General features: G+C 71.4%; 23 protein-coding genes. 12 read left to right on the top strand and 11 right to left on the bottom strand.

Annotated features, from left to right (window positions below):
- The first annotated feature begins 19 nt into the window (after positions 1–19).
- Complete coding sequence (locus IEY99_RS03440; protein WP_189199191.1) at positions 20–475, top strand: twin-arginine translocase TatA/TatE family subunit; 456 nt, start codon at positions 20–22, stop codon at positions 473–475.
- A gap of 134 nt (positions 476–609) precedes the next feature.
- Here IEY99_RS03440 and IEY99_RS03435 read toward each other — a convergent pair whose 3' ends face one another.
- Genes IEY99_RS03435 through IEY99_RS03425 form a run of 3 tightly spaced genes read right to left on the bottom strand, consistent with a single transcriptional unit; the run spans position 610 to position 3599 of the window.
- The gene (locus IEY99_RS03435; protein ID WP_189199189.1) at positions 610–1758 is read right to left on the bottom strand and encodes an Mrp/NBP35 family ATP-binding protein; all 1149 of its coding nucleotides are present in this window, start codon (positions 1756–1758) and stop codon (positions 610–612) included.
- Between the two features lie 21 nt (positions 1759–1779).
- Positions 1780–2304: a DUF1003 domain-containing protein gene (locus IEY99_RS03430; RefSeq protein WP_189199188.1), complete on the bottom strand. Its 525-nt coding sequence runs from the start codon at positions 2302–2304 to the stop codon at positions 1780–1782.
- On the bottom strand, positions 2301–3599 hold the full coding sequence (locus tag IEY99_RS03425) for a magnesium transporter MgtE N-terminal domain-containing protein (RefSeq protein ID WP_189199186.1): 1299 nt from the start codon (positions 3597–3599) through the stop codon (positions 2301–2303). Before IEY99_RS03425 ends, IEY99_RS03430 begins: the two co-directional genes overlap by 4 nt.
- A 27-nt stretch (positions 3600–3626) precedes the next feature.
- Between IEY99_RS03425 and IEY99_RS03420 the strand changes: the two genes are divergently transcribed.
- On the top strand, positions 3627–4505 hold the full coding sequence (locus tag IEY99_RS03420) for a PhzF family phenazine biosynthesis protein (RefSeq protein ID WP_189199184.1): 879 nt from the start codon (positions 3627–3629) through the stop codon (positions 4503–4505).
- Here IEY99_RS03420 and IEY99_RS03415 read toward each other — a convergent pair.
- Entirely contained in the window at positions 4502–4999 is a 498-nt protein-coding gene (locus IEY99_RS03415) for a hypothetical protein (protein WP_189199182.1), read from the bottom strand. The genes IEY99_RS03420 and IEY99_RS03415 overlap by 4 nt on opposite strands.
- Positions 5000–5048: 49 nt before the next feature.
- Positions 5049–5747, bottom strand: coding sequence for an HAD family hydrolase (locus IEY99_RS03410; protein ID WP_189199180.1), 699 nt, complete (start codon positions 5745–5747; stop codon positions 5049–5051).
- A gap of 131 nt (positions 5748–5878) precedes the next feature.
- Between IEY99_RS03410 and IEY99_RS03405 the strand changes: the two genes are divergently transcribed.
- Entirely contained in the window at positions 5879–6841 is a 963-nt protein-coding gene (locus tag IEY99_RS03405; RefSeq protein WP_189199178.1) for a DMT family transporter, read from the top strand.
- 95 nt (positions 6842–6936) lie between these two features.
- A complete protein-coding gene (locus tag IEY99_RS03400) occupies positions 6937–7572 on the top strand; it encodes a hypothetical protein (protein WP_189199176.1) in 636 nt (211 codons plus the stop codon).
- Between the two features lie 93 nt (positions 7573–7665).
- On the opposite strand, the gene IEY99_RS03395 is transcribed toward IEY99_RS03400, so the two are convergent.
- Positions 7666–8151 (bottom strand): DUF4190 domain-containing protein, encoded by a 486-nt coding sequence (locus tag IEY99_RS03395; protein ID WP_189199174.1) that lies wholly within the window; start codon positions 8149–8151, stop codon positions 7666–7668.
- Between the two features lie 213 nt (positions 8152–8364).
- On the opposite strand from IEY99_RS03395, the gene IEY99_RS03390 reads away from it, so the two are divergent.
- Positions 8365–9300 (top strand): SDR family NAD(P)-dependent oxidoreductase, encoded by a 936-nt coding sequence (locus IEY99_RS03390; protein ID WP_189200579.1) that lies wholly within the window; start codon positions 8365–8367, stop codon positions 9298–9300.
- Positions 9301–9846: 546 nt separating this feature from the next.
- Here the strand turns inward: IEY99_RS03390 and IEY99_RS03385 are convergent.
- The 4 genes from IEY99_RS03385 to trxA all read right to left on the bottom strand — a co-directional run bounded on the left by IEY99_RS03385 (position 9847) and on the right by trxA (position 13737).
- Complete coding sequence (locus tag IEY99_RS03385; protein WP_189199172.1) at positions 9847–10353, bottom strand: DUF4190 domain-containing protein; 507 nt, start codon at positions 10351–10353, stop codon at positions 9847–9849.
- A gap of 152 nt (positions 10354–10505) precedes the next feature.
- A complete protein-coding gene (locus IEY99_RS03380) occupies positions 10506–10913 on the bottom strand; it encodes a CoA-binding protein (protein WP_189199170.1) in 408 nt (135 codons plus the stop codon).
- 189 nt (positions 10914–11102) lie between these two features.
- Positions 11103–13052 (bottom strand): intein-containing Rv2578c family radical SAM protein, encoded by a 1950-nt coding sequence (locus tag IEY99_RS03375; protein ID WP_189199168.1) that lies wholly within the window; start codon positions 13050–13052, stop codon positions 11103–11105.
- 319 nt (positions 13053–13371) lie between these two features.
- Entirely contained in the window at positions 13372–13737 is a 366-nt protein-coding gene (trxA, locus tag IEY99_RS03370) for a thioredoxin (protein WP_189199166.1), read from the bottom strand.
- 648 nt (positions 13738–14385) lie between these two features.
- On the opposite strand from trxA, the gene IEY99_RS03365 reads away from it, so the two are divergent.
- The 7 genes from IEY99_RS03365 to IEY99_RS03335 all read left to right on the top strand — a co-directional run bounded on the left by IEY99_RS03365 (position 14386) and on the right by IEY99_RS03335 (position 19665).
- Positions 14386–15015 (top strand): TrmH family RNA methyltransferase, encoded by a 630-nt coding sequence (locus IEY99_RS03365; protein WP_189200577.1) that lies wholly within the window; start codon positions 14386–14388, stop codon positions 15013–15015.
- Between the two features lie 292 nt (positions 15016–15307).
- A complete protein-coding gene (locus IEY99_RS03360; protein WP_308427009.1) occupies positions 15308–15970 on the top strand; it encodes a DUF6758 family protein in 663 nt (220 codons plus the stop codon).
- A 127-nt stretch (positions 15971–16097) separates the two neighbouring features.
- Positions 16098–16256 carry a hypothetical protein gene (locus IEY99_RS03355; RefSeq protein ID WP_023562582.1) on the top strand — a complete coding sequence of 53 codons (159 nt, stop codon included), beginning with the start codon at positions 16098–16100 and terminating at the stop codon, positions 16254–16256.
- A gap of 9 nt (positions 16257–16265) precedes the next feature.
- Positions 16266–17159 carry a PH domain-containing protein gene (locus IEY99_RS03350; RefSeq protein WP_189199165.1) on the top strand — a complete coding sequence of 298 codons (894 nt, stop codon included), beginning with the start codon at positions 16266–16268 and terminating at the stop codon, positions 17157–17159.
- A gap of 43 nt (positions 17160–17202) precedes the next feature.
- Complete coding sequence (locus IEY99_RS03345) at positions 17203–18054, top strand: PHP domain-containing protein (protein ID WP_189199164.1); 852 nt, start codon at positions 17203–17205, stop codon at positions 18052–18054.
- Positions 18055–18105: 51 nt separating this feature from the next.
- A complete protein-coding gene (locus IEY99_RS03340; protein ID WP_189199163.1) occupies positions 18106–18714 on the top strand; it encodes a MarC family protein in 609 nt (202 codons plus the stop codon).
- Positions 18715–18846: 132 nt separating this feature from the next.
- Positions 18847–19665, top strand: a complete 819-nt coding sequence (locus IEY99_RS03335; RefSeq protein ID WP_189200572.1) for a RecB family exonuclease — start codon at positions 18847–18849, stop codon at positions 19663–19665.
- A gap of 218 nt (positions 19666–19883) precedes the next feature.
- On the opposite strand, the gene IEY99_RS03330 is transcribed toward IEY99_RS03335, so the two are convergent.
- Positions 19884–20744, bottom strand: a complete 861-nt coding sequence (locus tag IEY99_RS03330; RefSeq protein WP_189199162.1) for an oxygenase MpaB family protein — start codon at positions 20742–20744, stop codon at positions 19884–19886.
- Between the last annotated feature and the right edge of the window lie 156 nt (positions 20745–20900).

The raw sequence follows: 20900 nt of genomic DNA, 5'->3' as shown, positions 1-20900 counted from the left end.
ACGGGCAGGGGAGGCAGCCGTGTTCGAGAACCTGAACTGGTGGGAGATCCTCGCGCTGCTCATGCTCGCCCTCCTGATCTTCGGCGAGCGCCTGCCCAAGGTGATCGGCGACGGGCTGCGCATGCTGCGCGGCCTGCGGGCGATGGCCCAGAACGCCACCAGCGACCTGAGCCGCGAACTGGGCACGGACATCCAGCTCCAGGACCTGCACCCGAAGGCCTTCATCCGCAAGCACCTGCTCAGCGAGGAGGACGAGGCGGCGATCCGCAAGCCGCTCCAGGGCCTCTTCGACGACGTCAAGAGCGACATCACCGCGGTCAAGTCCGACCTCGACGACGTTGCCCGGGCCGCCGACCTCAAATCCCACGGCACCCCCACGACCACCACCACCGAGCCCTCACCCTCAGCATCAGCCTCAGGCTCAGCAGCGGCCACCCACCGGCCCCCCGCGACGTTCGACATCGACGCCACCTGAGACCCCACCCAAAGCAGGTCCAGGTCGCCGGCAGAGCCAGCGAGCGCGCGGGAAACGGGACGGACGAAGGCCGGCCGGCCGAGCCGGCCAGAGGATGCGGACGTAGCAGAACCACGGCGAGCCGCAACCAAACCTCAGCGGCGCGTGTTGACCGTGAGCCCGAGAGGCTTCCCGACGAGGGACTCGCGCCGGACAGCGAGCCGATCGGCCACCGCGTCCAGGGCCTTGGCCGCCGCCGCCGAGGGGTCGGCGAGGACGATCGGCGTGCCGCCGTCGCCCGCCTCGCGCACCCGGGTGTCCAGCGGCACCTGACCCAGCAACGGCACCGAGGCACCCACCGTCTTCGACAGGGACGCGGCCACCGTCTCGCCACCGCCCGCGCCGAAGACCTCCATGCGGCTGCCGTCCGGCAGCTCCAGCCAGGACATGTTCTCCACCACACCGACCAGGCGCTGGTGGGTCTGCAGCGCGATCGCGCCGGCCCGCTCGGCCACCTCCGCGGCCGCGGCCTGCGGGGTCGTGACGACCAGGATCTCCGCGTTGGGCAGGAGCTGGGCCAGGGAGATGGCCACGTCGCCGGTGCCCGGGGGCAGGTCGAGCAGCAGCACGTCGAGCTCGCCCCAGAACACGTCGGCGAGGAACTGCTGCAGCGCGCGGTGCAGCATCGGGCCGCGCCACACCACGGCGGCGTTGCCCGCGGTGAACATGCCGATGGAGATGACCTTCACGCCGTGCGCCTGCGGCGGCATGATCATGTCCTCGACGCGGGTGGGCTTGCCGTCGACGCCCAGCATGCGCGGCACCGAGTGGCCGTAGATGTCGGCGTCGATGACACCCACCGACAGGCCGCGCTTGGCGAGCGCGGCGGCCAGGTTCACCGTGACGCTGGACTTGCCGACGCCACCCTTGCCGCTGGCCACCGCGTACACCCGGGTCTTGGAGCCGGGCTGCGCGAACGGGATGACCGGCTCGGCGCTCTGGCCGCCGCCGCGGAGCGTGGCCTGCAGGGCCTTGCGCTGCTCCTCGTTCATCACGCCGAAGTCGATCTCCACCGACTCGATGCCGGCGATCTTGGTCACGGCGGCGGTGATGTCGGTGGTCAGCTTGTCCCGCAGCGGACAGCCGGCGACGGTGAGCAGCAGCTCGACCGTGACCTTGCCGCCGGCGACGGTGAAGCCCTTGACCATGCCGAGCTCGGTGATCGGCCGACGGATCTCGGGGTCGTCGACCGTGGCGAGGGCGGCCTGGACGGCTTCCTCAACAGTGGGGGCGGGTGCGGACATGCCGACAAGCTTACGTCGGTGTCAGGAGTGCTCTTCTTCCCACTCCTTGCGTTCCAGCTTCTGGCGCCGATGGGCGGCTTCGTCCAGTTCATCGGCGAGCCGGGCCAGCTCGGAGCGGACGAAGTCGCGGGTCGCCACCTCGCCCAGCGCGATGCGCAGGGCGGCGATCTCGCGGGCCAGATACTCGGTGTCCGCCTTCTGCATCGCGGCCCGGCGCCGGTCCTCGTCCATCGCGAGCCGGTCCCGGTCGGCCTGCCGGTTCTGCGCGAGCAGGATCAGCGGAGCGGCATAGGACGCCTGCAAGGACAAGATCAAGGTCAGGAACGTGAAGGTGTACGGGTCGAAGCGCATCGGCTTGGGCGCCAGCGTGTTCCACGCGAACCACGCCCCGATGACCACGGTCATGTAGACGATGAACTTAGCCGTACCCATGTAGCGGGCGATGTTCTCCGACCACTGCCCGAAGGCCTCGGGGTCGAACCGCGGCAGCCGGACGCGGCCCGGCTCCACCGGCTGGTCCAGCCGGTCCCTGCGCGTCTCGCTCATGCCTCGGCCCCCGGCAGGATGCTGACGTCCCGGTCGTCGTCGGTGACGTCACGGTCCCGCCAGTCGCGCGGCAGGGAGTGGTCCAGGACGTCGTCGACCGTGACGGCGCCCACCAGCCGGTAGGCGCTGTCCACGACCGGCATCGCGACCAGGTCGTAGGTCGCCATCCGGCGGGTGATCTCGGTCAGGTTCGCCGCCGGCTGCAGCGGGTCGATGTCGGTCTCGATGAGCCCGCCCAGGAGCGCCGACGGCGGCTCCCGCAGCAGCCGCTGGAAGTGGACCATGCCCAGATACTTCCCGCTCGGCGTCGCGGACGGGGCCCGGGCCACGAAGACCTGGGCGGCGACCACCGGGGAGAGCTCCGGCTCGCGGATGCGCGCGAGTGCCTCGGCCACGGTGGCGTCCGGGGGCAGGATCACCGGTTCCGAGGTCATGACCGAGCCGGCGGTGCCCGGCGTGTAGCTCATCAGCTGCCGGACCGGGGCCGCCTCCTCGGGCTCCATCAGGTCCAGCAGGACCGCCTGCTCGGACTTCGGCAGCTCGGCGAGCAGGTCGGCGGCGTCGTCGGGGTCCATGCGCTCGAGGACGTCGGCGGCGCGCTCGCGGTCGAGCCGGACCAGGATCTCCACCTGGTCGTGTTCCGGCAGCTCCTCCAGGACGTCGGCCAGGGTGCGGTCGCTCAGCGCCGCGGCGACCTCGTTGCGCCGCGCGTCGGAGAGGTCCTGCAGGGCGTTCGCCATGTCGGCCGGGCGCATCTGCTCCAGCAGGGCGACGAGGTTGGCGCTGCCCTGCATGTCGGTCGGCCCGACCAGGCCGCGGATCCGGTCGTACTCCACCTGGTACGTGTGCCCGCGCCGGGTGAGCCGGCCGGTGTGCTGGCGTACGGCGACGCGGGTGACCAGCCACTCGTTGTTGCGGTTGAGGTCCATGCCCAGGTCGACGACGGTCCCCGACTTCGACGGCTCGGTGCCGTCCTCGGAGAGGATGCTGACCCGGCGGTCCAGCAGGTCCTCGAGCACCAGCAGCTCGTTGGGCCGCTTCTCGAACCGGCGCAGGTTGAGCGTGCCGGTGCCGAGCACGACCGCGTCGGCGTCCATCGACGTGACCCGCCCGATCGGCAGGAAGATCCGCCGCCGCAGGGCCATCTCGGCCACCAGCCCCACGACCTGCGGCGGCCGGTTGGTGGTCCGCAGCCGCACCACGGCGTCGCGCACCCGGCCCACCCGGTCGCCGTTGGGGTCGAACACGGGCAGAGCGGCGAGCCGCGCCAGATAAACCCTCGTCCCCATGGTCACAGGGTCAGCCTAGGTTAGCGTCACTGCATGTCGAGCCTCGCATACGAGATCGTGGACGTCTTCACCGACCGCCCGTTCGCGGGAAACCCGCTGGCGGTGGTGTACGGCGCCGAAGCGCTCGCCGGCGACCAGATGCAGATGCTGGCGCGCGAGTTCCACCTTTCGGAGACGGTGTTCGTGCTGCCTCCGTCCGACATCGAGGCCACCTACCGCGCGCGGATCTTCACACCGGAGGAGGAGCTGCCGTTCGCCGGTCACCCGAGCATCGGCGCGGCGGTCACCTCGGTACGCCGGGGACTCGCCGCGTCCGGGCGCGTCGTGCAGGAGTGCGGTGCGGGACTGCTGCCCATCGTGGTGTCCGGCGCGGGCTCGGCGACGCTGACCGGCGGTACGCCCACCCGGGGCGGCGAGTTCGCCCCCGAGGTGCTGCTGGAGCTCACCGGGCTGGCCGCGGACGACTACGCCGGCGGTTCGGCGACCCCGTCGGCGGCCGGCTGCGGCCTGGAGTTCGTCTACCTGCCGGTCGAGCGCCGGGCGCTGGCGCGGGCGGGGGTGGACGCGGCCCGGGCGGCGCGGGCGGGGGTCTCACAGATCAGCGTCTTCGCGTGGGACGACATGACGCGCACCGCGTACGCCCGGGTGTTCTGCCCCGGGGTGGCGGTGCCCGAGGACCCGGCGACCGGGTCGGCGGCGCTGGGGCTGGGCGTGTGGCTGGTCGCCAACGGCCGGCTGCCCGGCGACGGCACGACGGCGTACACAGTGCACCAGGGTCTGGAAATGCATCGGCCTTCGCTGCTGGAGTGCACGGTGACGGCGTCGTCCGGCGCCGCCACGTCGGCGACGGTGGCGGGCCACGTGGTGCCGATCGCCAAGGGGGAGATCGCGGTGCCGCCGTTCGTCGGCTAGCGCTTCTTGCGTACGCGATGAAGGCGGAAGGGGCGACGGACCGGGACCCGCGCCGGGGTCTCCCGTGGTGGCGCCGCCCCCGAATCCGCGGGCAGCTCCGGCGCGGCGACCGGCGGAGTGTCCGCCGGGGTGAGGCGGACGATCGCGCAGCCGGTCTCCGCCCACCTCGCCACCTGCTCCTCGGCGGTGCCGGCGGCGTTCAGGCGCTTGGCGGCGAGCTGCGGAGCGATCTCGTCCCAGGCCTGCGTGCCGGGAACGACCCGCTCCACCCGCGTGTCGGCGATGACGATCAGGCCGCCGGTGTCGCCGCGGAGGCGTACCTGTGCGGTGGTGGCCTCGGCGAGCCCGGGCGCGGCCTGCTCGCCCGGGCCGCTGAGCACCACGAGGGTGCCGTCCAGCGGCAGGACCCACAGACCGAGGGCCGGCCGGCCCTCGACGCTGATCCAGGCGATGCCGGCCTTCTTGATCGCCTCTGCCACGAGCTCGGTCGTCACGGGGTCATTCTCGCAGCCGACCACCGGTATGCGGTCCACCAGGTCTTCCTCAGTTGAGCGCGGGTACGCGGTCGAGCAGGTCGACGATCGCGGACAGCGACGACACGCTCGGCCCGGCGAAGTCCTCGTCGTGGTTGAAGACGAGGTGGTCGTGCAGGTCGGGCGCGCTCAACCGGATCGGGGTCATGCCCACCGCCGCCGCGCCGGTCAGCTCGTGGCTGCCGCCGTCACCGACGTAGAGGCAGTCCTCCGGCGCGACCTGCAGCCGCCAGCAGGCCTCCAGGTAGATCAGCGGGTCCGGCTTGCAGCGTCCGACCTCGACGGAGAAGACGCTGACGTCCAGCAGCGGGGCGATCGGCATGCTGGGCAGGAAGGCGGGCAGCTCGTGGGTGCAGTCGCTGATCAAGGCGGTCCGCAGCCCCCGGCGCTTCACCGCGGCGAGGACGCTCTCCGCGTCCGCGCGGAGCTGGGTGTCCGCCCGCAACGCGTCGACCCGGGCCGGCACCGCGGCCTGCAGCTGCGCCGCGAGCGGGCTGCCGCCCGCCTGCTCGGTGACCCACCGGAGGGTGGCCTCCGCGGATCCCAGTTGGCCCCGGGCCCGGACCTCGAAGGTACGGTCCAGGACACTCAGGATGGCGTCGGGATCGCAGCCGAGCGCCCGAGCGATATCGGCATGTTGCGGTCCGCGCTTGACGGATCGTGTCAAAGTGCCGAAGAAATCGAAGAGCACCGCTTGGTAGGCGGGCATCGAAGACCACACTCCAGGGGGATTGACCGATGGGTTTTGGCGGTGAGCGTAACGATCGCTTCACTTTCCGCTCAACAGAGGTCAACAAACTGTGACGTGTTCATATGCAACAAGCGACGGGCGGGGATGATATGCGCGAGACACCCGCATACCTCACCGTCGCCGCTTTAGTCATCGCTGTGGTGGCGGTCTCCTCCTCGGCGCCGTTGATCGCCTTCGCGGCCGCCCCCGCCCTGGCCGTGGCGTTCTGGCGCAACGCGCTCGCGTTCGCGGCGCTGACGCCGATCAGTGCCGGGCCGCGGCGGGCGGAGGTCCGCGGCCTGCTCAGCGCCGACGGCCTGTACTGCGTGCTGGCCGGCGTCGCGCTGGCGGCCCACTTCGCCACCTGGATGCCGAGCGTGCAACTCGGCTCGGTGGCCACGGCGACGGCCCTGGTGGCGACGCAGCCGGTGTGGCAGGGCCTGCTGGCCGCGGCCGTACCGTCCTGGGGCCGGGGCCGGCAGGGATCGCCGTCGCGGCTCGGCTGGGCCGGGATCGTGCTGGCCGTGGCCGGGGTGGCCTGGGCGACCGGCGTGGACGTCGGCGTCTCGGCCCAGGCGGTCGTCGCGGACCTGCTCGCGCTGGTGGGAGCCATGATGGCGGCGGTGTACACGGCCTTCGGCGAGCGTGCCCGCGCGCGGCTGAGCACGACCACGTACACCTGGGCCTGCTACGGCACCTGCGCGGCGCTGCTGCTGCCGGTGTGCCTGGTGGCGGGCGTCCGGATGACCGGCTACGACCCGCGCACCTGGGCGGCGATCCTCGCCCTGGTGATCGGCGCCCAGCTTCTCGGCCACTCGATGTTCAACTACGCGCTGCACCGGGTGACCGCCACGACGGTCAGCGTGCTCATCCTGCTGGAGGTTCCGGGAGCCGCTCTGCTGGCCTGGGCGTGGCTGGGGCAGACCCCGCGCGCCGGGGCGTTGCCCGGGCTTGCGTTGCTCGTCGTGGGCGTCGCCGTGGTGATCCTCGCGGGAGCGCGGACCCGCAGGGACACGGCGGCCGCGTCGCTGGCGGATGCTGCCGACCCGACCCCCGCCGGCGCCGGCAACTGATCCGTTTCCCGCGCCGCCGTCCGGCGCGGTCCCTCGCCCAGCCTCGTTGAACCCTTGGCGAACTGCCGCCGCGCGCGGTAGAGAGGGAAGATGCGATGCGCCGCTTTCGATGTCCGCTGGGCGGTCTGCTGCTCGGAGCGGTGCTCATGACCGGGGCCTGCGGAGAACCGCAGATCAACGAGCCCGGTCTGCTCGGCGGCTGGACCACGGCGGGCTGTGAGTTCTCGCGTACCCCGGAAACGACGACCGTCGGCGGTCACGTGGTCCCGGTGACGCCCGCCCGCCTGGCGGCGGCCATGGCCCGCATCGACGCCGGCGGCCGCGGTGAGCACGCCGGCAGCTATGCCGGCCTCGAGGTCGATCAGGAACGCGTCCGCGCGATCGTCTACCGCGTGCCGTCGGCCGAGTTCGACGACTTCATCCGCCAGGCGGCGCAGGACACCTGCATCTTCGTCCGCGACGCCGAGCACAGCCTGAGCGATCTCGCACGGTGGCAGGCCGACATCACCGCCGACCTCGACACGTGGAAGAACCGGGGGGTCCGCATCTCCACGATCTCGGCCCGCCACGACGGCGTCGGCGTCGAGATAGGCACCCAGGACGTCGAACGAGCCCGTCGCGAGATGCCGCGCCACTACGGCCGGGCCGCGCCGCTCATCTTCGTGGAGGAGGGGCCGGTGACCCCCGCCCGCAGCCGAGGCGTACCGACCGCACCCCAGACCGGCGGCTGAGCGGTCGTCCGGCGCCCCGGCTCGGTCCGGAGCGTTCGTGGCCCACTCTGCGCAGTCCGGGGCGTTCGTGGCTCTGTCGGCGGTGTCCGACGCTCAGAAGTTGCCGCTCGAAGGGTCGCTGGCGATGAGCGCGACCAGCACGACCCCGCCCAGCACGGCGATGCCGGTCACGACCCAGCCGACGATGATGCCGGCCAGCGCGAGGCTGCCCCCGTTCGCGCCCGTCCGCCGGATCCGTCTGCGTGCGACATGGCCGAGAACCGCACCGACCACTCCGAGGATGCCGCCGATCCAGAAGCCGCAGAGACCCACGAACGAGACGCAGGAGACGACCAGCGAGCCGATCGCCAGGCCGTCCGTGGGCGGGGGACCGGGCGGGTACTGGGCGTAGCCGTACGGGCTGCCGGCATAGCCGTAGTCGTACGGGACCTGCTGCCCCGCCGGGTGACCGTAGGGAGCGGGCGCGTAGGGGTCCTGTGTCGCCGGCGTCTGGTAGGGCTGCGGCTGATAGGCCGGAATCAAGGGATCCGGCGGCGGGGGCTGGCTGCCGTCCGGGGCGGGCGTCGGTGGGTAGGTCACGAGAAGCCTCCGTCCGGCGCGTACGTTCGCGCCTCGAGGATAGAAGGCCCCCGCACGGCGCAAAGCCCCGCTGCCGGTGACGTCCGGCACCCCGACGGCCGTGCCGTCACCGGGGCGTCCTGGCCGTGCTGCGTGCCGCGTACGCGGGACATGATGTGCGCCACGATTGAGTCGATGTTTGCCCCTCTGCGCGCGAGCGGGCAGGATCGCCGCATGGTCTTCGACGCCCGTTCCACCACTGGTAGCCGGTCGAGGCGGGACGCCACCCGCCCGGCGGCCGGCCGCCGGCCCCGATCCACCGCCCCCGCTCTGGAGTCCGAGCCGCTCGCCGCGGGACTTGCGCCGGTGGAGACCGAGGACATCGCGTCCGAGGCGGACGAGGCGCCCGTGACCCTCCGCCTCGACGGCAAGGTCGCGCTGGTCACCGGCGCGGGCAGCCCGGACGGCATCGGGTACGCGACCGCGCGCCGCCTGCGCGACCTCGGCGCCCGGGTGGCGATCGTCTCCACGACCCGCCGCATCCACGAGCGCGCGACGGAACTGGGCGTGACCGGCTTCGTCGCCGACCTGACCGACGAGGCGGAGGTGGGCGCGCTCGCCGACGCGATCACCGACCAGCTCGGCGACGTCGAGGTCCTGGTGAACAACGCCGGCCTGGCGAGCCGCACCAGCCCGGAGGTGCTCCGGCCGGTCGCCCAGCTCACGTACGACGAATGGCGGGCGGAGATCGACCGCAACCTGAGCACGGCCTTCCTGTGCAGCCGGGCCTTCGTCGGCGGGATGTCGGAACGAGGTTGGGGCCGCATCGTCAACCTCGCCGCCACGGCGGGCCCGATCAACGCTCTCCCGACCGAAGCCGCCTACGCCGCGGCCAAGGCCGGCGTGGTCGGCCTGACCAGGGCACTCGCCATGGAACTGGTGGCGGACGGCATCAACGTCAACTGTGTGGCCCCCGGCACCATCTACACGGCGGCCTCGACGGTGACCGAGATCAAGCAGGGCCTCGGCACGCCCATCGGCCGCCCCGGCACCCCGGACGAGGTGGCCGCGGCGATCGCCTTCCTCTGCTCCCCGGCGGCGTCGTACATCACCGGCCAGATGCTGGTGGTCGACGGCGGCAACAGCGTCCGCGAGGCGGAGTTCCGCTGACCTTGGTCCCGGTGCACGTGCCGCGCCTGCGTGACGCGTGGCGATCGCTCGAAAGCGCACCGCTCGGGACGCGCGGTGGGGTCGGTCGCGGCGCCGGGCGCAGACGCGGCTGAGCCTTGGGGGACCTGATTTCGGCGTGAGCAGTCCGTCGTCGGAACGCGCACACAGCCGGGCGACCTGCGGGGAGCGCAACCGTTCCCGACACCAGCGGTCGGCGACCGCCCCGCCCGGTGGACTGCTCGTCCACCGGGCGTCGCGTGCGCCATGGCGCCGCGGCGTGTGCCACGTGTGCCGTGGCGTGGGCGGCCTGCGCCGTAGCGTGTGCCGTGGCGTGGGCGGCCTGCGCCGTAGCGTGTGCCGTGGCGTGGGCGGGCTGCGCCGTGCCGTGCCGTGCCGTGGCGTGCCGTGCCGTGCCGTGGCGTGGCGTGGCGTGGCGGCCTGCGCCGCAGCCTGTGCCGTGGTGCCGCGGCGTGTGCCACCTGTGCCGTGGCGTGTGCCGCCTGCACCTCAGCGGCCTTGTCGCGTGGACCCGAGGCCGCTGGCGACTCAGTTGGTCGAGACGCTGGCGGTGGCCGCGAGGAGCGGCACGAGGATGGAAAACGCGCAGATCAGCACGTAGAAGATGGTGATGATGTAGCCCAGCCACAGACCCGCGGTGGCCAGCCCCTCCCCGGACTCGCCGGAGGACCGGATCTGCTTCTTCGCCACGTGACCCATGATGATGCCGGCCGGGGCGAAGACGAAGGCGAACACCAGGCTCAGGATCGCCATCGTGTTGGTGGGCGCCGGCATCTGGCCGTAGGGCTGCTGCGCGTACGGCTGGCCGTAACCCGGCGGCGGGTACTGCTGCTGACCGTAGGGCTGCCCGCTGGTGGGCGCCCCGTACGGCGGCGGCTGCCCGTACGGTTGCCCGCTCGACGGCGCCCCGCTGGACGGAGCCGCGTAGGGGTCCTGCGAGTACGGCGAGGTCGGATCGTAGGACGGCTGCTGCCCGTAGGGCTGCTGCGGCTGGTACGGGTCCGGCGTGCCACCGGGCGGCGGTGGGTAGGTCATCAGAGTTCCTCCTAGTTCACCCGGCACCGTACTAGCCTGCGAGGGCACCGGCTCACCCCGATACCGCGTGTCTAGCAGGCCGAAGTCGCCGGTTTGTCCTCGGCCGCCCTGCCGCCCCGTCCCACCCGCGGGGCCGGTGCCTCCCGGCGGCCTTACCGCAGCTTGGTGAGGTTGCCGACAGCCCGCTCGACGGCGAGGCAGAGGTCCTCGACGTAGTCCATGCCGGCCTCGGTCGCGATGCGGCGGGCCTCGGCGGAGACGATGCCGGTCTGCAGCCACACCGCGGGCGCCTTGATGGCCGCGGCCTGGCGGACGACCTCCACGGCGTCGGCGGCGGGTCGGAAGATGTCGACCAGGTCCACGGGCTCCGGCAGGTCGGCCAGGGTGGGCACGGTCTTGATGCCGAACACCTCGTCGACGAACGGGTTCACCGGGATGATCTTCCACCCGTACCGGAGCATCTGAAGCGGCACGGAATGCGACGGCTTACGAGGATCGCGAGAGGCGCCGACGACGGCGATGACATCGGCCTCCGCCAAGATCTGCTGTGCACTCCTCATGTCTCGACTCTATCGACGCCGGGCCCGATGACGCCCCGAACCGGGCAGCAACCGGGAGTTGCCGCGCGCGCGGGCGGTCCGTGGATCGCCGGAGTCGCGGCGCGGGCGGGCGTCGGTGGATCGCCGGAGTTGCCGGGTGAGCGGATGTCGGTAGATCACAAGACTCCCGCCCGAGCGGCCGCCGGTAGGTCACAGGAGCGTGAGCTGGCGCGGCTCTTCCTGCCTGATCACCTTCGCATTTGTGGTGGTGCCGTTGTCCCCGGCGACCTGCCTGGCTTCCGCCGGGGCGGCCCGGTGCAGGCCGTGACGGCGGGCCGCCAGGCGCACCCGGGCGGCGATCTCGTTCTGCAGCGGCTGGGGCAGGTAGGAGCCGCCGCGGAACAGCTCGCGGTAGCGGGGTGCCAGGTGCGGGTGTGCGCGGGTCAACCAGGCGGCATACCACTCGCGGGCGCCGGGGCGCAGGTGAAGGGGGAGCGGGGTCACGCTCGTCGCGCCGGAGGCCGCTATCGCCTGGACCGTTTCCTCGATGGACTCGTCGGTGTCGCTGAGGCCGGGCAGGATCGGTGCCATCAGGACATTGACCGGGAAGCCGGCGTCGGTCAGGCGGCGCACCGCGTCGAGGCGCCGGCGGGGGCTGGGCGTGCCGGGCTCGACCGCTCGCCACAGGGCCTCGTCGAGGAAGCCGACGGAGAACGCCAGCCCCACCGCCGTCACCGTGGCCGCTTGCCGGAGCAGCGCCAGGTCACGCAGGATCAGAGTGCCCTTCGTCAGGATGGAGAACGGGTTGGCGAAGTCGCGCAGCGCCGAGAGGATCTGCGGCATCAGGCGGTAGCGTCCCTCCGCCCGCTGGTAGACGTCCACGTTGGTCCCCATGGCGATGGGCGCGCCGGTCCATCGTGGGGCGGCCAGCTCGCGGCGCACCAGCTCCCCGGCGTTCACCTTGACGACCACCTTGGAGTCGAAGTCGTGCCCGGCGTCCAGGTCGAGATAGGTGTGGGTGTTGCGGGCGAAGCAGTTGTGGCTCACCACCCCGTCGGCGATGAAGTCTCCGGTGCCGGTCGTGATGTCGTAGAGCGGGAGCGTCAGCCCCAGCTCCTCGATGTCGGCGACGGTCAGCTGGGCGTCGCTGCGCACGCCGACCCCGGATGCGTCCAGCGGCGCCTCGCAGACTCCCGTGAGGTGCCGGAACCGCAGAGCGGCCCACAGATCGCGGACCACCTCGACCGAGTGGACCCCGCCGAGCTGGGGGTGAGGCGGGCGGCGGCTGGGGAGGCCGAGGTGCGTGAGAGCGTCGGTCACGCGGTCCAGGAAGCCCTGGTCGCGGCTGGTGAACACGATGGCCAGGCGGTCCGCCGAGCCGGTGGCGGCGAAGGCGCCGGCCAGGAAGCCTCTGCGCCAGTCGCCCGAGGTCGCTTCCGGCCAGCGCAGCGCGTGGTGCAGCGGGATGTCCTCGAGATAGGCGTCGGCGCGGATCCACGCGTCACCCTCGCGCGGGCCGGTGGCGGCGCCCGCATCGCCGCGGACCAGGCCGCAGAGATAGCCGGTCTGGTAGTCGGGCGACTCCTTGGGCGGGTCGGCGAAGCGGCCCACGCCGGACATCCGGTCGCCGACGGCGAGGGCGGGTTGGTGCGGCTCGGCGGGGCTGACGTGCCGCCATCCCCGGTCGGTGAGGAACCGGTGGTCTCCGCTGGCCACGAGGCGGGTGCCGTCCGCGAGCGTGACCCGGAACGCGGGTCGCGACGTCGGCCAGTGGTCGAGGACGGTCGTCGGCACGTACCGCCGATGCGCTCCGGCGCCCCTCGTGCCGAGCACCGCGTCGCCCACCTGGAGCTGCGACAGAGGCCGCGTCGAGCCGTCGGCCATCAGGATCGGGGTGTCGCCGCTCAGGCAGTAGGAGCAGGCATGCGAACAGCCGCGGTAGGGATTGACGGTCCACTGGAACGGTACGCGGGAGGCCCCCGGCACCCGGTTGATGATCGACTTCGCCCTGATCTCGTAGAACGTCATGCCGGAGAAGCCCGGGGTGTCGAACGTGCGGACGGTCGCCCCGGGCAGCGCCAGCGGCAGGGGTGAGGCCGCCGGCGCTGCGTCCACGAGCGAGTCGTCGCCGGTCGGTGCCGACAGGTGAGACCATCGCATGGCGAAGATTCGAACACATGTACGACTCGGTGTCCAGCCGCCTCACCCGGCCTGTGGACGAAGGGGGCGCCGCGGTGATCGTCCGCAGGGGTCGGAGCGGGGGCACGTGCTGGACGGCGGCACGGACCTGCCCGTCGCGCGCCGCCGTCCGATGGCGGCGCCGCTGCCTGCTGGCGGCGTGGCTGCCCGCTGGCGGCGCTGCCGGGCTGTGGGTGCCGGAACGCCGAAGCACCGCGGATCGATCGATCCGCGGCGCTTCGGCGCTGCTCAATGGGTCGCGGCGTGATGGCCGCGTTGCTCGACCGGGGTGCGGCCGGCCTTACTCGGTGCCGGACGTGGCGAGCTGCTTGCGTACGTCTTCCATGTCGAGCTTCTCGACCTGCTCGATCAGGGACTCGAGTGCCGACTCGGGGAGGGCGCCCGGCTGCGAGAAGACGATGACGCCGTCGCGCACTGCCATGATCGTCGGGATCGAGCGGATGTCGAACTTGGCGGCGAGCTCCTGCTGCGCCTCGGTGTCGACCTTGCCGAACGTGATGTCGGGGTGCTTCTCCGAGGAGCGCTCGTACGTCGGAGCGAAGCGCACGCACGGCCCGCACCAGCTGGCCCAGAAGTCGACCAGCACGATGCCGTCCTTGCCGGTCACCTCATCGAAGTTCTCTGCGGTCAACGTAACGGTCGCCATGATCTCTCCGTCCACGGGATTGGGGCTACGTGGCCATTCAACCGATCGTCCACCTCGGCAATTCCCGTGCCAAGGCGGCCAGGCACGTGGTCTGAGGCACGATTCTCGAACCCGCCGGCGGACGCGCCAGGCCGATCGTAACCGAAAGTAGGGAGAGAGTTTTCAGATGTTGCTAATCGGCGCCTGTCCATGTACTGGGAGTCGGAGCATCGCCCCTGTCCAGCTCGCCTGGATAACGATTCGGCCGTCACGGACAAGAATAGATAACAAACCTTAATGTGACTTGGGTCACTTTGAAAACTCTTCACATGTGCACGGACCGTGAGGCAAACTCTTTCTCAACAGAGCGTGGGCGGCGGGTGCCGGGGAGGGCCCCGCCGCTCATTGCGTCTCCTGACGGATCGACCGGGCCGTGACGTCGCCGGCCGGCATCCAAGATCGCCGACAGCCATCCCGGCTTTCCAGGCGTCGTCCTGTGGCGGCTTCCCAGGCGTCGCCCTGTGGCGGCTTTCCAGGCGCCTCCTGCGGCCGCTTTCCCGGCCTTCGGTGCGCGAGTGGGCCCGGCCGACATGGCGGCGGCTTGCGCCGCTACCGTCCTCCACCATGACGGCCGACGACGTGACCACGGACAGCGGGCTTCCCGTTCCCATGGCCGCAACCGAGTCCTACCTCGAGGTCGGCGTCGGCCCGTGGCCGGGTCCCTGGCCCGACGACGAGCGCTACGACCCGGAGCTCCTCGCGCACGGCGATCGCCGCAACGTCGTCGACCGGTATCGCTACTGGCGGCGCGAGGCCGTCGTTGCCGATCTCGACCGCCGGCGGCACGGATTCCATGTCGCGATCGAGAACTGGCAGCACGACTTCAACATCGGCACTGTGGTCCGCAACGCCAACGCGTTTCTCGCCGCCGAGGTGCACATCGTCGGCCGGCGGCGGTGGAACCGGCGGGGCGCGATGGTCACGGACCGCTACCAGCACGTACGGCACCATTCGACGATCGAGGATTTCGTCCGGTGGGCGGCCGGCGCGAGTCTGCCGATCATCGGGATCGACAATCTGCCGGGCTCGCGCCCGATGGAAACGGTCACCCTCCCGAAAGAATGCATTCTGCTCTTCGGCCAGGAGGGGCCCGGGCTCTCCGATCCCGCCCGCGCGGCGTGCCGCGAGCTCTTCTCGATAGCCCAGTACGGGTCCACGCGCTCCATCAACGCCGGCGTGGCGAGCGGCATCGCGATGCATTCATGGGTACGAGCGCACGCCGGCCCACCCCCGAGCTGACCTCGGAAGTGCGAGCCCCCGGAGCCGACCCCGGATGAGCTCACGCCCGCCCTCCGATGACCCTCGGCGCACGCACGCAGCCGCGCCCAAGCTGAACCCCCCGGGGAGGGCGCGCCGCCCGCCCCTGGAGGCTTGCCGCGGGGAGCGAACGTCCCCGTATCCGCGGGACGGCCCGAGCGGCGAGACCACGGCGCCGCCCGGATCCGGGGCGCGCCTGCCCTTCCGTTCGGGTTCTGCCGATCCGCTTGACGGGGGGCGCCCCGACCCGCACCTTTAGAGGGTGGGTGTCACGGTGAGTTGCCCCCGTTGTGCTGCTCAGGTCCGGCCGCCGGACCTGATGCACAGTGAATGGCGCTGCGACAACTGTGGCGACGTCCACCCGTTCCACGTGGCCGACCATATCGGGCCGGAGATCCTCGAGAGCGCCGTGCGCCAGCCCGTCCGTTCGGTCGGGCGCATGCCCCTGTGGTGTCCCTGGCCGCTCCCGACCGGCTGGATGGTCACCGGCGTCGGCTGGGCGGGTGACGACCGATCGGGTGTCTGTGCGACCGCGCTCTCGTGCAGCGGCCCCGACCCGCTCGGCGGCGGGCCGGCCGACCTGGTGCTCATCGCCGAGCAGCCCGGCGTCGGGCTGGGCACGCGTTTCGCCGGCATTCCCGGCATCGATCCCGGCTATCTGATCGCCGAGGCGCTCGGCGACGGCGGTGGGCGGCCCGGACCGCACGCCAAGATCAAGGCCGGCGGGCATCCGACTCCACTGTGGTGTGTCAAGTCCCCGGAGGACCGGAGCGCCTATGTGAGTGAGGCCAAAGGAATGTGGCTCTATGCGGTAGCGTGGCCCGCAAGCGCGGGTTACTTCCTCGCCGAGCATGTCGTCCTGCACGACCTGTCGGACGGGATTCCGCCCGAGCTTGTGTACGGAGCGCCGTCGCCCTACCTGCACGGCCGGGTCTGACGTTTCGGGCTGACCTGCGGGAACGGTATCGGCTTTTCGGCCACAATGTTCACACTGAGCAGCGAAACTGATACCGTGAGTGTTGCCGCGGCGTCGACCGTACCCGCAACGGAGGAGCAGGCCCGCCATGATCAAGAAGGTACTCACCTGGCTTGGCATCGCATTCTTGATCTTCTTCATTGCGTTCAACCCGAACTCGGCCGCGGCCGTCTTCGAGTCGCTCGGTTCCACCATCGGGGACATCGCCCGCGGTTTCGGAACGTTCTTCACCAACCTCGTCGCTTAACATCGGCGCATGGGTCCTGGTGAGCCGCGGCAACCTGATGGTGAGGGTGCGCGTCGCCCTCAGGACGACGACGAGAACTTCGGTTACAACGATCCGGCCTTCTCCGACGACGGCCCGCAGTACGCCCGGGGCCGGGCCTCGGCGGACGGTCCGGGCTATTCGCCCAGCGCAGGGTACTCATCGGACGCCGGCTACTCGCCGAGCGCGGCCTACGGCGACGACTACGAGACGCGGGAGCAGGAACGCTACCGGGATCCCGGCGAGTACGAGCCTCCCGTCTTCACCGAGGAAGAGCTGCAGGGCCTCGGCGGGGACGGCGCGGGCGTCCCGGGTGGACCCCGGCGGGTGCTGCCGCTCGAGGACGAGCCGACCACACTGGTCTCCCGCTATCTCTTCCCGACCGAGCGCTACCGCGGCGAGTGGAAGCGGCACTGGATCCATCTGTCCACCCCGCTGCTGATCGGCATCGGCGCCACGCTGCTGCTCGGTTACCTCGCCGGCTTCCTCACCCGGCAGAACATCGACGGCCTGGTCACGGCCGCGGTGCTGATCTGGCTGGGCGTGATGGGCTGGGTCGCCTGGAAGGTCGGCGACTGGTACTTCGACCGCTTCATCCTCACCAACAAGCGGGTGATGGTGGTCAACGGCATCATCACCCGGCGGGTCGCGATGATGCCGCTGCTCCGGGTCACCGACATGAAATATGAACAGTCCGCGCTCGGCCGCATGCTGAGCTACGGCACGTTCGTGCTCGAGTCGGCGGGCCAGGACCAGGCGCTGCGCGAGGTCAAGCACCTGCCCAACCCCAACGAGCTCTACCTGCGGGTGGTGGAGGAGATGTACGAGCCGCAGGCGGTCGAGGCCCGGCTGGGCAAAGACGGTGACGCGGGCGACGACGCCTGACATCCGTACCCGCACCGTGGCGGCCACCCGATAGCGTCTGCGAGTGACCAGAATCGACCTGCACTGCCACTCGACCGCCAGTGACGGCACACTGACCCCGGCCGAGCTGGTCAGCGCCGCGGTCGAGGCGGGCCTCGACGTGATGGCCATCACGGATCACGACACCACGGGCGGGTGGGAGGAGGCCGCGGCGGCGCGGCCCGCAGGCTTGACTCTGGTACGCGGCGCCGAGCTCTCCTGCCGCTGGCACGGCGTCGAACCGGCGATCCCGCTGCACCTGCTCGCGTACCTGTTCGATCCGGCGGAGCCGCGGCTCGCCGCCGACCTCGCGCGGCTGCGCAGCGACCGTGAGCAGCGGGCCGAAAAGATCGTCGGCCGGTTGCGCGCCGACGGGGTGGACATCAGCTGGCCCGAGGTCAGCGGCTACGCGGCCGGCGGCTCGATCGGGCGGCCGCACATCGCCCAGGCGCTGATCCGTGCCGGGCTGGTCCGCACGACCGACGAGGCGTTCGCGTCCCGCTGGTTGGGCGCGCGCTACTTCGTACCCAAGGCTGATCTTGATGTTTTCGAGGCCGTGCGGGCGGTGCGCGAGGCCGGCGGGGTGACCGTGTTCGCCCATCCGAACGCCACCGTCCGGGGCCGCATCGTGCCGGACAAACTGATCGTCGACCTGGCCCGGGAAGGCCTCTTCGGACTCGAAGCCGACCACGAGGACCACACGCCGGAGCAGCGCGCGCACGTGCGCAAGCTGGCCGGCGAACTCGGCCTGGTCGTCACCGGGTCGTCGGATTTCCACGGTACGCACAAGACGGTGCGGCTAGGGGCCTTCACGACCGAGCTTGCCGCGTACGGGAAAATCGTGGCCGCCGCGACCGGAGTGCCCGTCCTGGGGTGACGGTTCTCGCAGTTCAAGGCGGTTCTCCGCGGCGCCGCCTAGGTTGGGCCCGTGGATCTTAAGTTGTTCGGCGAGGCCTTCGTGACCCTCCTGGTGATCGTCGACCCTCCGGGCATGGTGCCCGTCTTTCTCGCGTTGACCGGCACGATGCCGACCAAGGAACGTACGCGGGCGGGCACCCAGGCGGTCCTGCTCGCGCTCGGCGTGATCGTCATCTTCGCGGTCGCGGGGCAGACGCTGCTCGACTATCTGCACGTCCAGCTTCCGGCGCTGCAGGGCGCGGGCGGTCTGCTGCTGCTGCTCGTGGCCTTGCAGCTGCTCACGGGCAAGGTGGACGAGTCGGAGGACCAGGGCGGAACGGCCAATGTGGCGCTGGTGCCGATCGGCACCCCGCTGCTCGCCGGGCCCGGCGCGATCGTGGCGACCATGCTGTTCGTGCAGCGTGCGGACGGTGCCGGGGACTACACGATGATCGGCCTGGCCATCCTCGCGGTCATGTTCGCGGTGTGGCTGGTGCTCCGGTTCTCCGGCGGGATCGTCAAACTGCTGCGGCCCGCGGGGATCGAGGTGCTGACCCGGATCGCCGGTCTCCTGCTGGCGGCCATCGCGGTGCAGCTCGTCGCGGACGCGGTGGCGTCCTTCGTCAAGCTCTACGCCTGAGGGCCGCGGTCCTCGTCCGCCGCGGTCGCCCGGTCGGGCGGCGGTTTTGTCGGGGGATCCTGGCAGGATGGGGACGTGCCCAGGACCTCGCAGCGATCCGCCGCCGTACCCGAGCAGTTGGGGTTCGCCGGCATGCCCGAGCGCCTCTTCGTCTGCACGCCGAGCAAGCTCGGCGCCTACGCCGACTGCCCGCGGCGTTACCGCTACACCTATGTCGACCGGCCCAGCCCGCAGAAGGGACCGCCCTGGGCGCACAACTCGCTCGGCGCCAGCGTGCACACGGCCCTCAAGAACTGGTATGCCCTGCCGGCCGCCCGTCGCAGCACCGACGCCCTGCCCACGCTGCTGAAGGCGACCTGGGTGCGCGAGGGCTATCGCGACGTCGACCAGGAGCGCATCGCCTACCGCAAGGCCCTCGAGTGGCTGGAGACCTACGTCGCCGGGCTCGACCCGCAGGAGGAGCCGCTGGGCGTGGAGAGGGTGGTCGCCACCAAGACCGGCGTCCTCGCCTTCAACGGCCGGGCCGACCGCATCGACTCGCGCGCCGGCGAGGCCGTGATCGTCGACTACAAGACCGGGCGGTCGGGCCTCGACGCGGACGACGCCCGCGGGTCCCAGGCGCTGGCCCTCTATGCGTACGCGGCCCAGCGCGTGTTCCGCCGCCCGTGCCGGCGCGTCGAGCTGCATCACCTGCCGAGCGGCACAGTGGCGGCTCACCAGCACACCGAGGAGTCGCTGGCCCGCCAGATCGGCCGGGCCGAGGACACGGCCCGCGACATCATGGCGGCGGAGAAGGCGGTCGCAGCCGGGGCGGATCCGGACGCGGAGTTCCCGGCCAACCCGGGGACGTTGTGCGGGTGGTGCGACTTCCGGCGGACGTGCCCGGCGGGTGCGGAGGTGCAGGGGAAGGAGCCGTGGTCGGCCGTCGAGCATCTGGAGCGGGCGGGGTAGAGGCGGGGATGGCGGCGTACGGGTGTGGACGCCGCCCGAGTGAGCCCAGTCGGTTGTTGGTTGACCTTGCCGGTTTACCTGGATGTTGGCCGGTTGCTGCTTGGACTTTGCCGGTTTGCTCGGCCCTGCCGGTTCGTGCTTGGGCGGGGGGGGGGGGGGGGGGGGGGATTCGCCGGGGACGGGTTCTGTCCGGGGCAGCGGCGGTCGGGCGTCTCGGCTCAGGCCAGGCCGGCTCGTTGGAGGGCTTCGCGGCGCATCGGGGCGACGCGATACCGCTCCGGTAGGGCGGCGAGTCCCGCTTTCATCAGCAACCGGATCGCGCGTACGGAGAGGTCCGCCGACAGGTCGGTCGTCGGCCAGCCGAGGCCGCCGAACATCTTGCGCGCCCAGGGCGGGAGCAGGGCGACCGCCGTGGCCGCGATGCCGAAGTACGCCCAGCGCGCGGGGCCCAGCGTCAGCCCGAGGCGCAGCGGGCGGCTTCCCCACGACGCGGGCACCGGTGGAACCGTGAGGAAGAAGGCCGTCTCCGCGCTGTCCCGGGTCAGCCCCAGCCCCGGCTTCATCGCCTCGAAATAGTCGGCGACGTCGGCCGCCGTCGCGGGAACGGTGGCGGGATCGAGCCCGACGAGCTCGGCGGCACGCAGCTGCTCGGTGTAGTAACCGTCGACCTCGTCGTCGGTGAGACTCAGCCCCGCGCGCCGGGCCGTCGTCAGGAACGACTCCACCTCGGTCACGTGCACCCAGCGAAGCAGGTCCGGCTCGTCGATGCGGAAGACCTCACCCGTACGCGGATCGGTCGCGGTCATCCGGGCATGCAGCCGCCGGATCCGGCTCGCCGCGCGCTCGGCCTCGGCCGTGGTGCCGTAGAGGAGGGTTTCCACGTACTCCGAGGTGCGCTCGAGACGTCCCCACGGGTCCGAGCGATAGCCGGAATTCTGCGCGATAGCCGCCACGGCTCTCGGATGAAGGGCTTGCAGATAGAGGGAGCGAAGTCCGCCGAGGGCGACGATCGGTTCCCGGTGCAGCTTCCAGGTGACCGAATGGGGACCGAACAGCCCAAGGTCGTCATCCGTGGTCATGCCCTCCAGCGTGCCACGGGAGGAGTGAATTTGAACAGGTTCAGAGTTTGCGCGCTCGTGAGTGGCACCACGCCGCACCGGGACTGACCGCTGCGCCCGCTGCAAATCGTGCTCTCTACCCCAGCACCTGCTGCCGGTTCTGCTTGTTCTCCTGCT

Origin of the sequence: Couchioplanes azureus (assembly GCF_014648355.1) — a bacterium.
Classification (GTDB): Bacteria; Actinomycetota; Actinomycetes; order Mycobacteriales; family Micromonosporaceae; genus Actinoplanes; species Actinoplanes azureus.
Note: the sequence above shows the minus strand (reverse complement) of the source record. Positions and strands in the feature narration are given on the sequence as shown.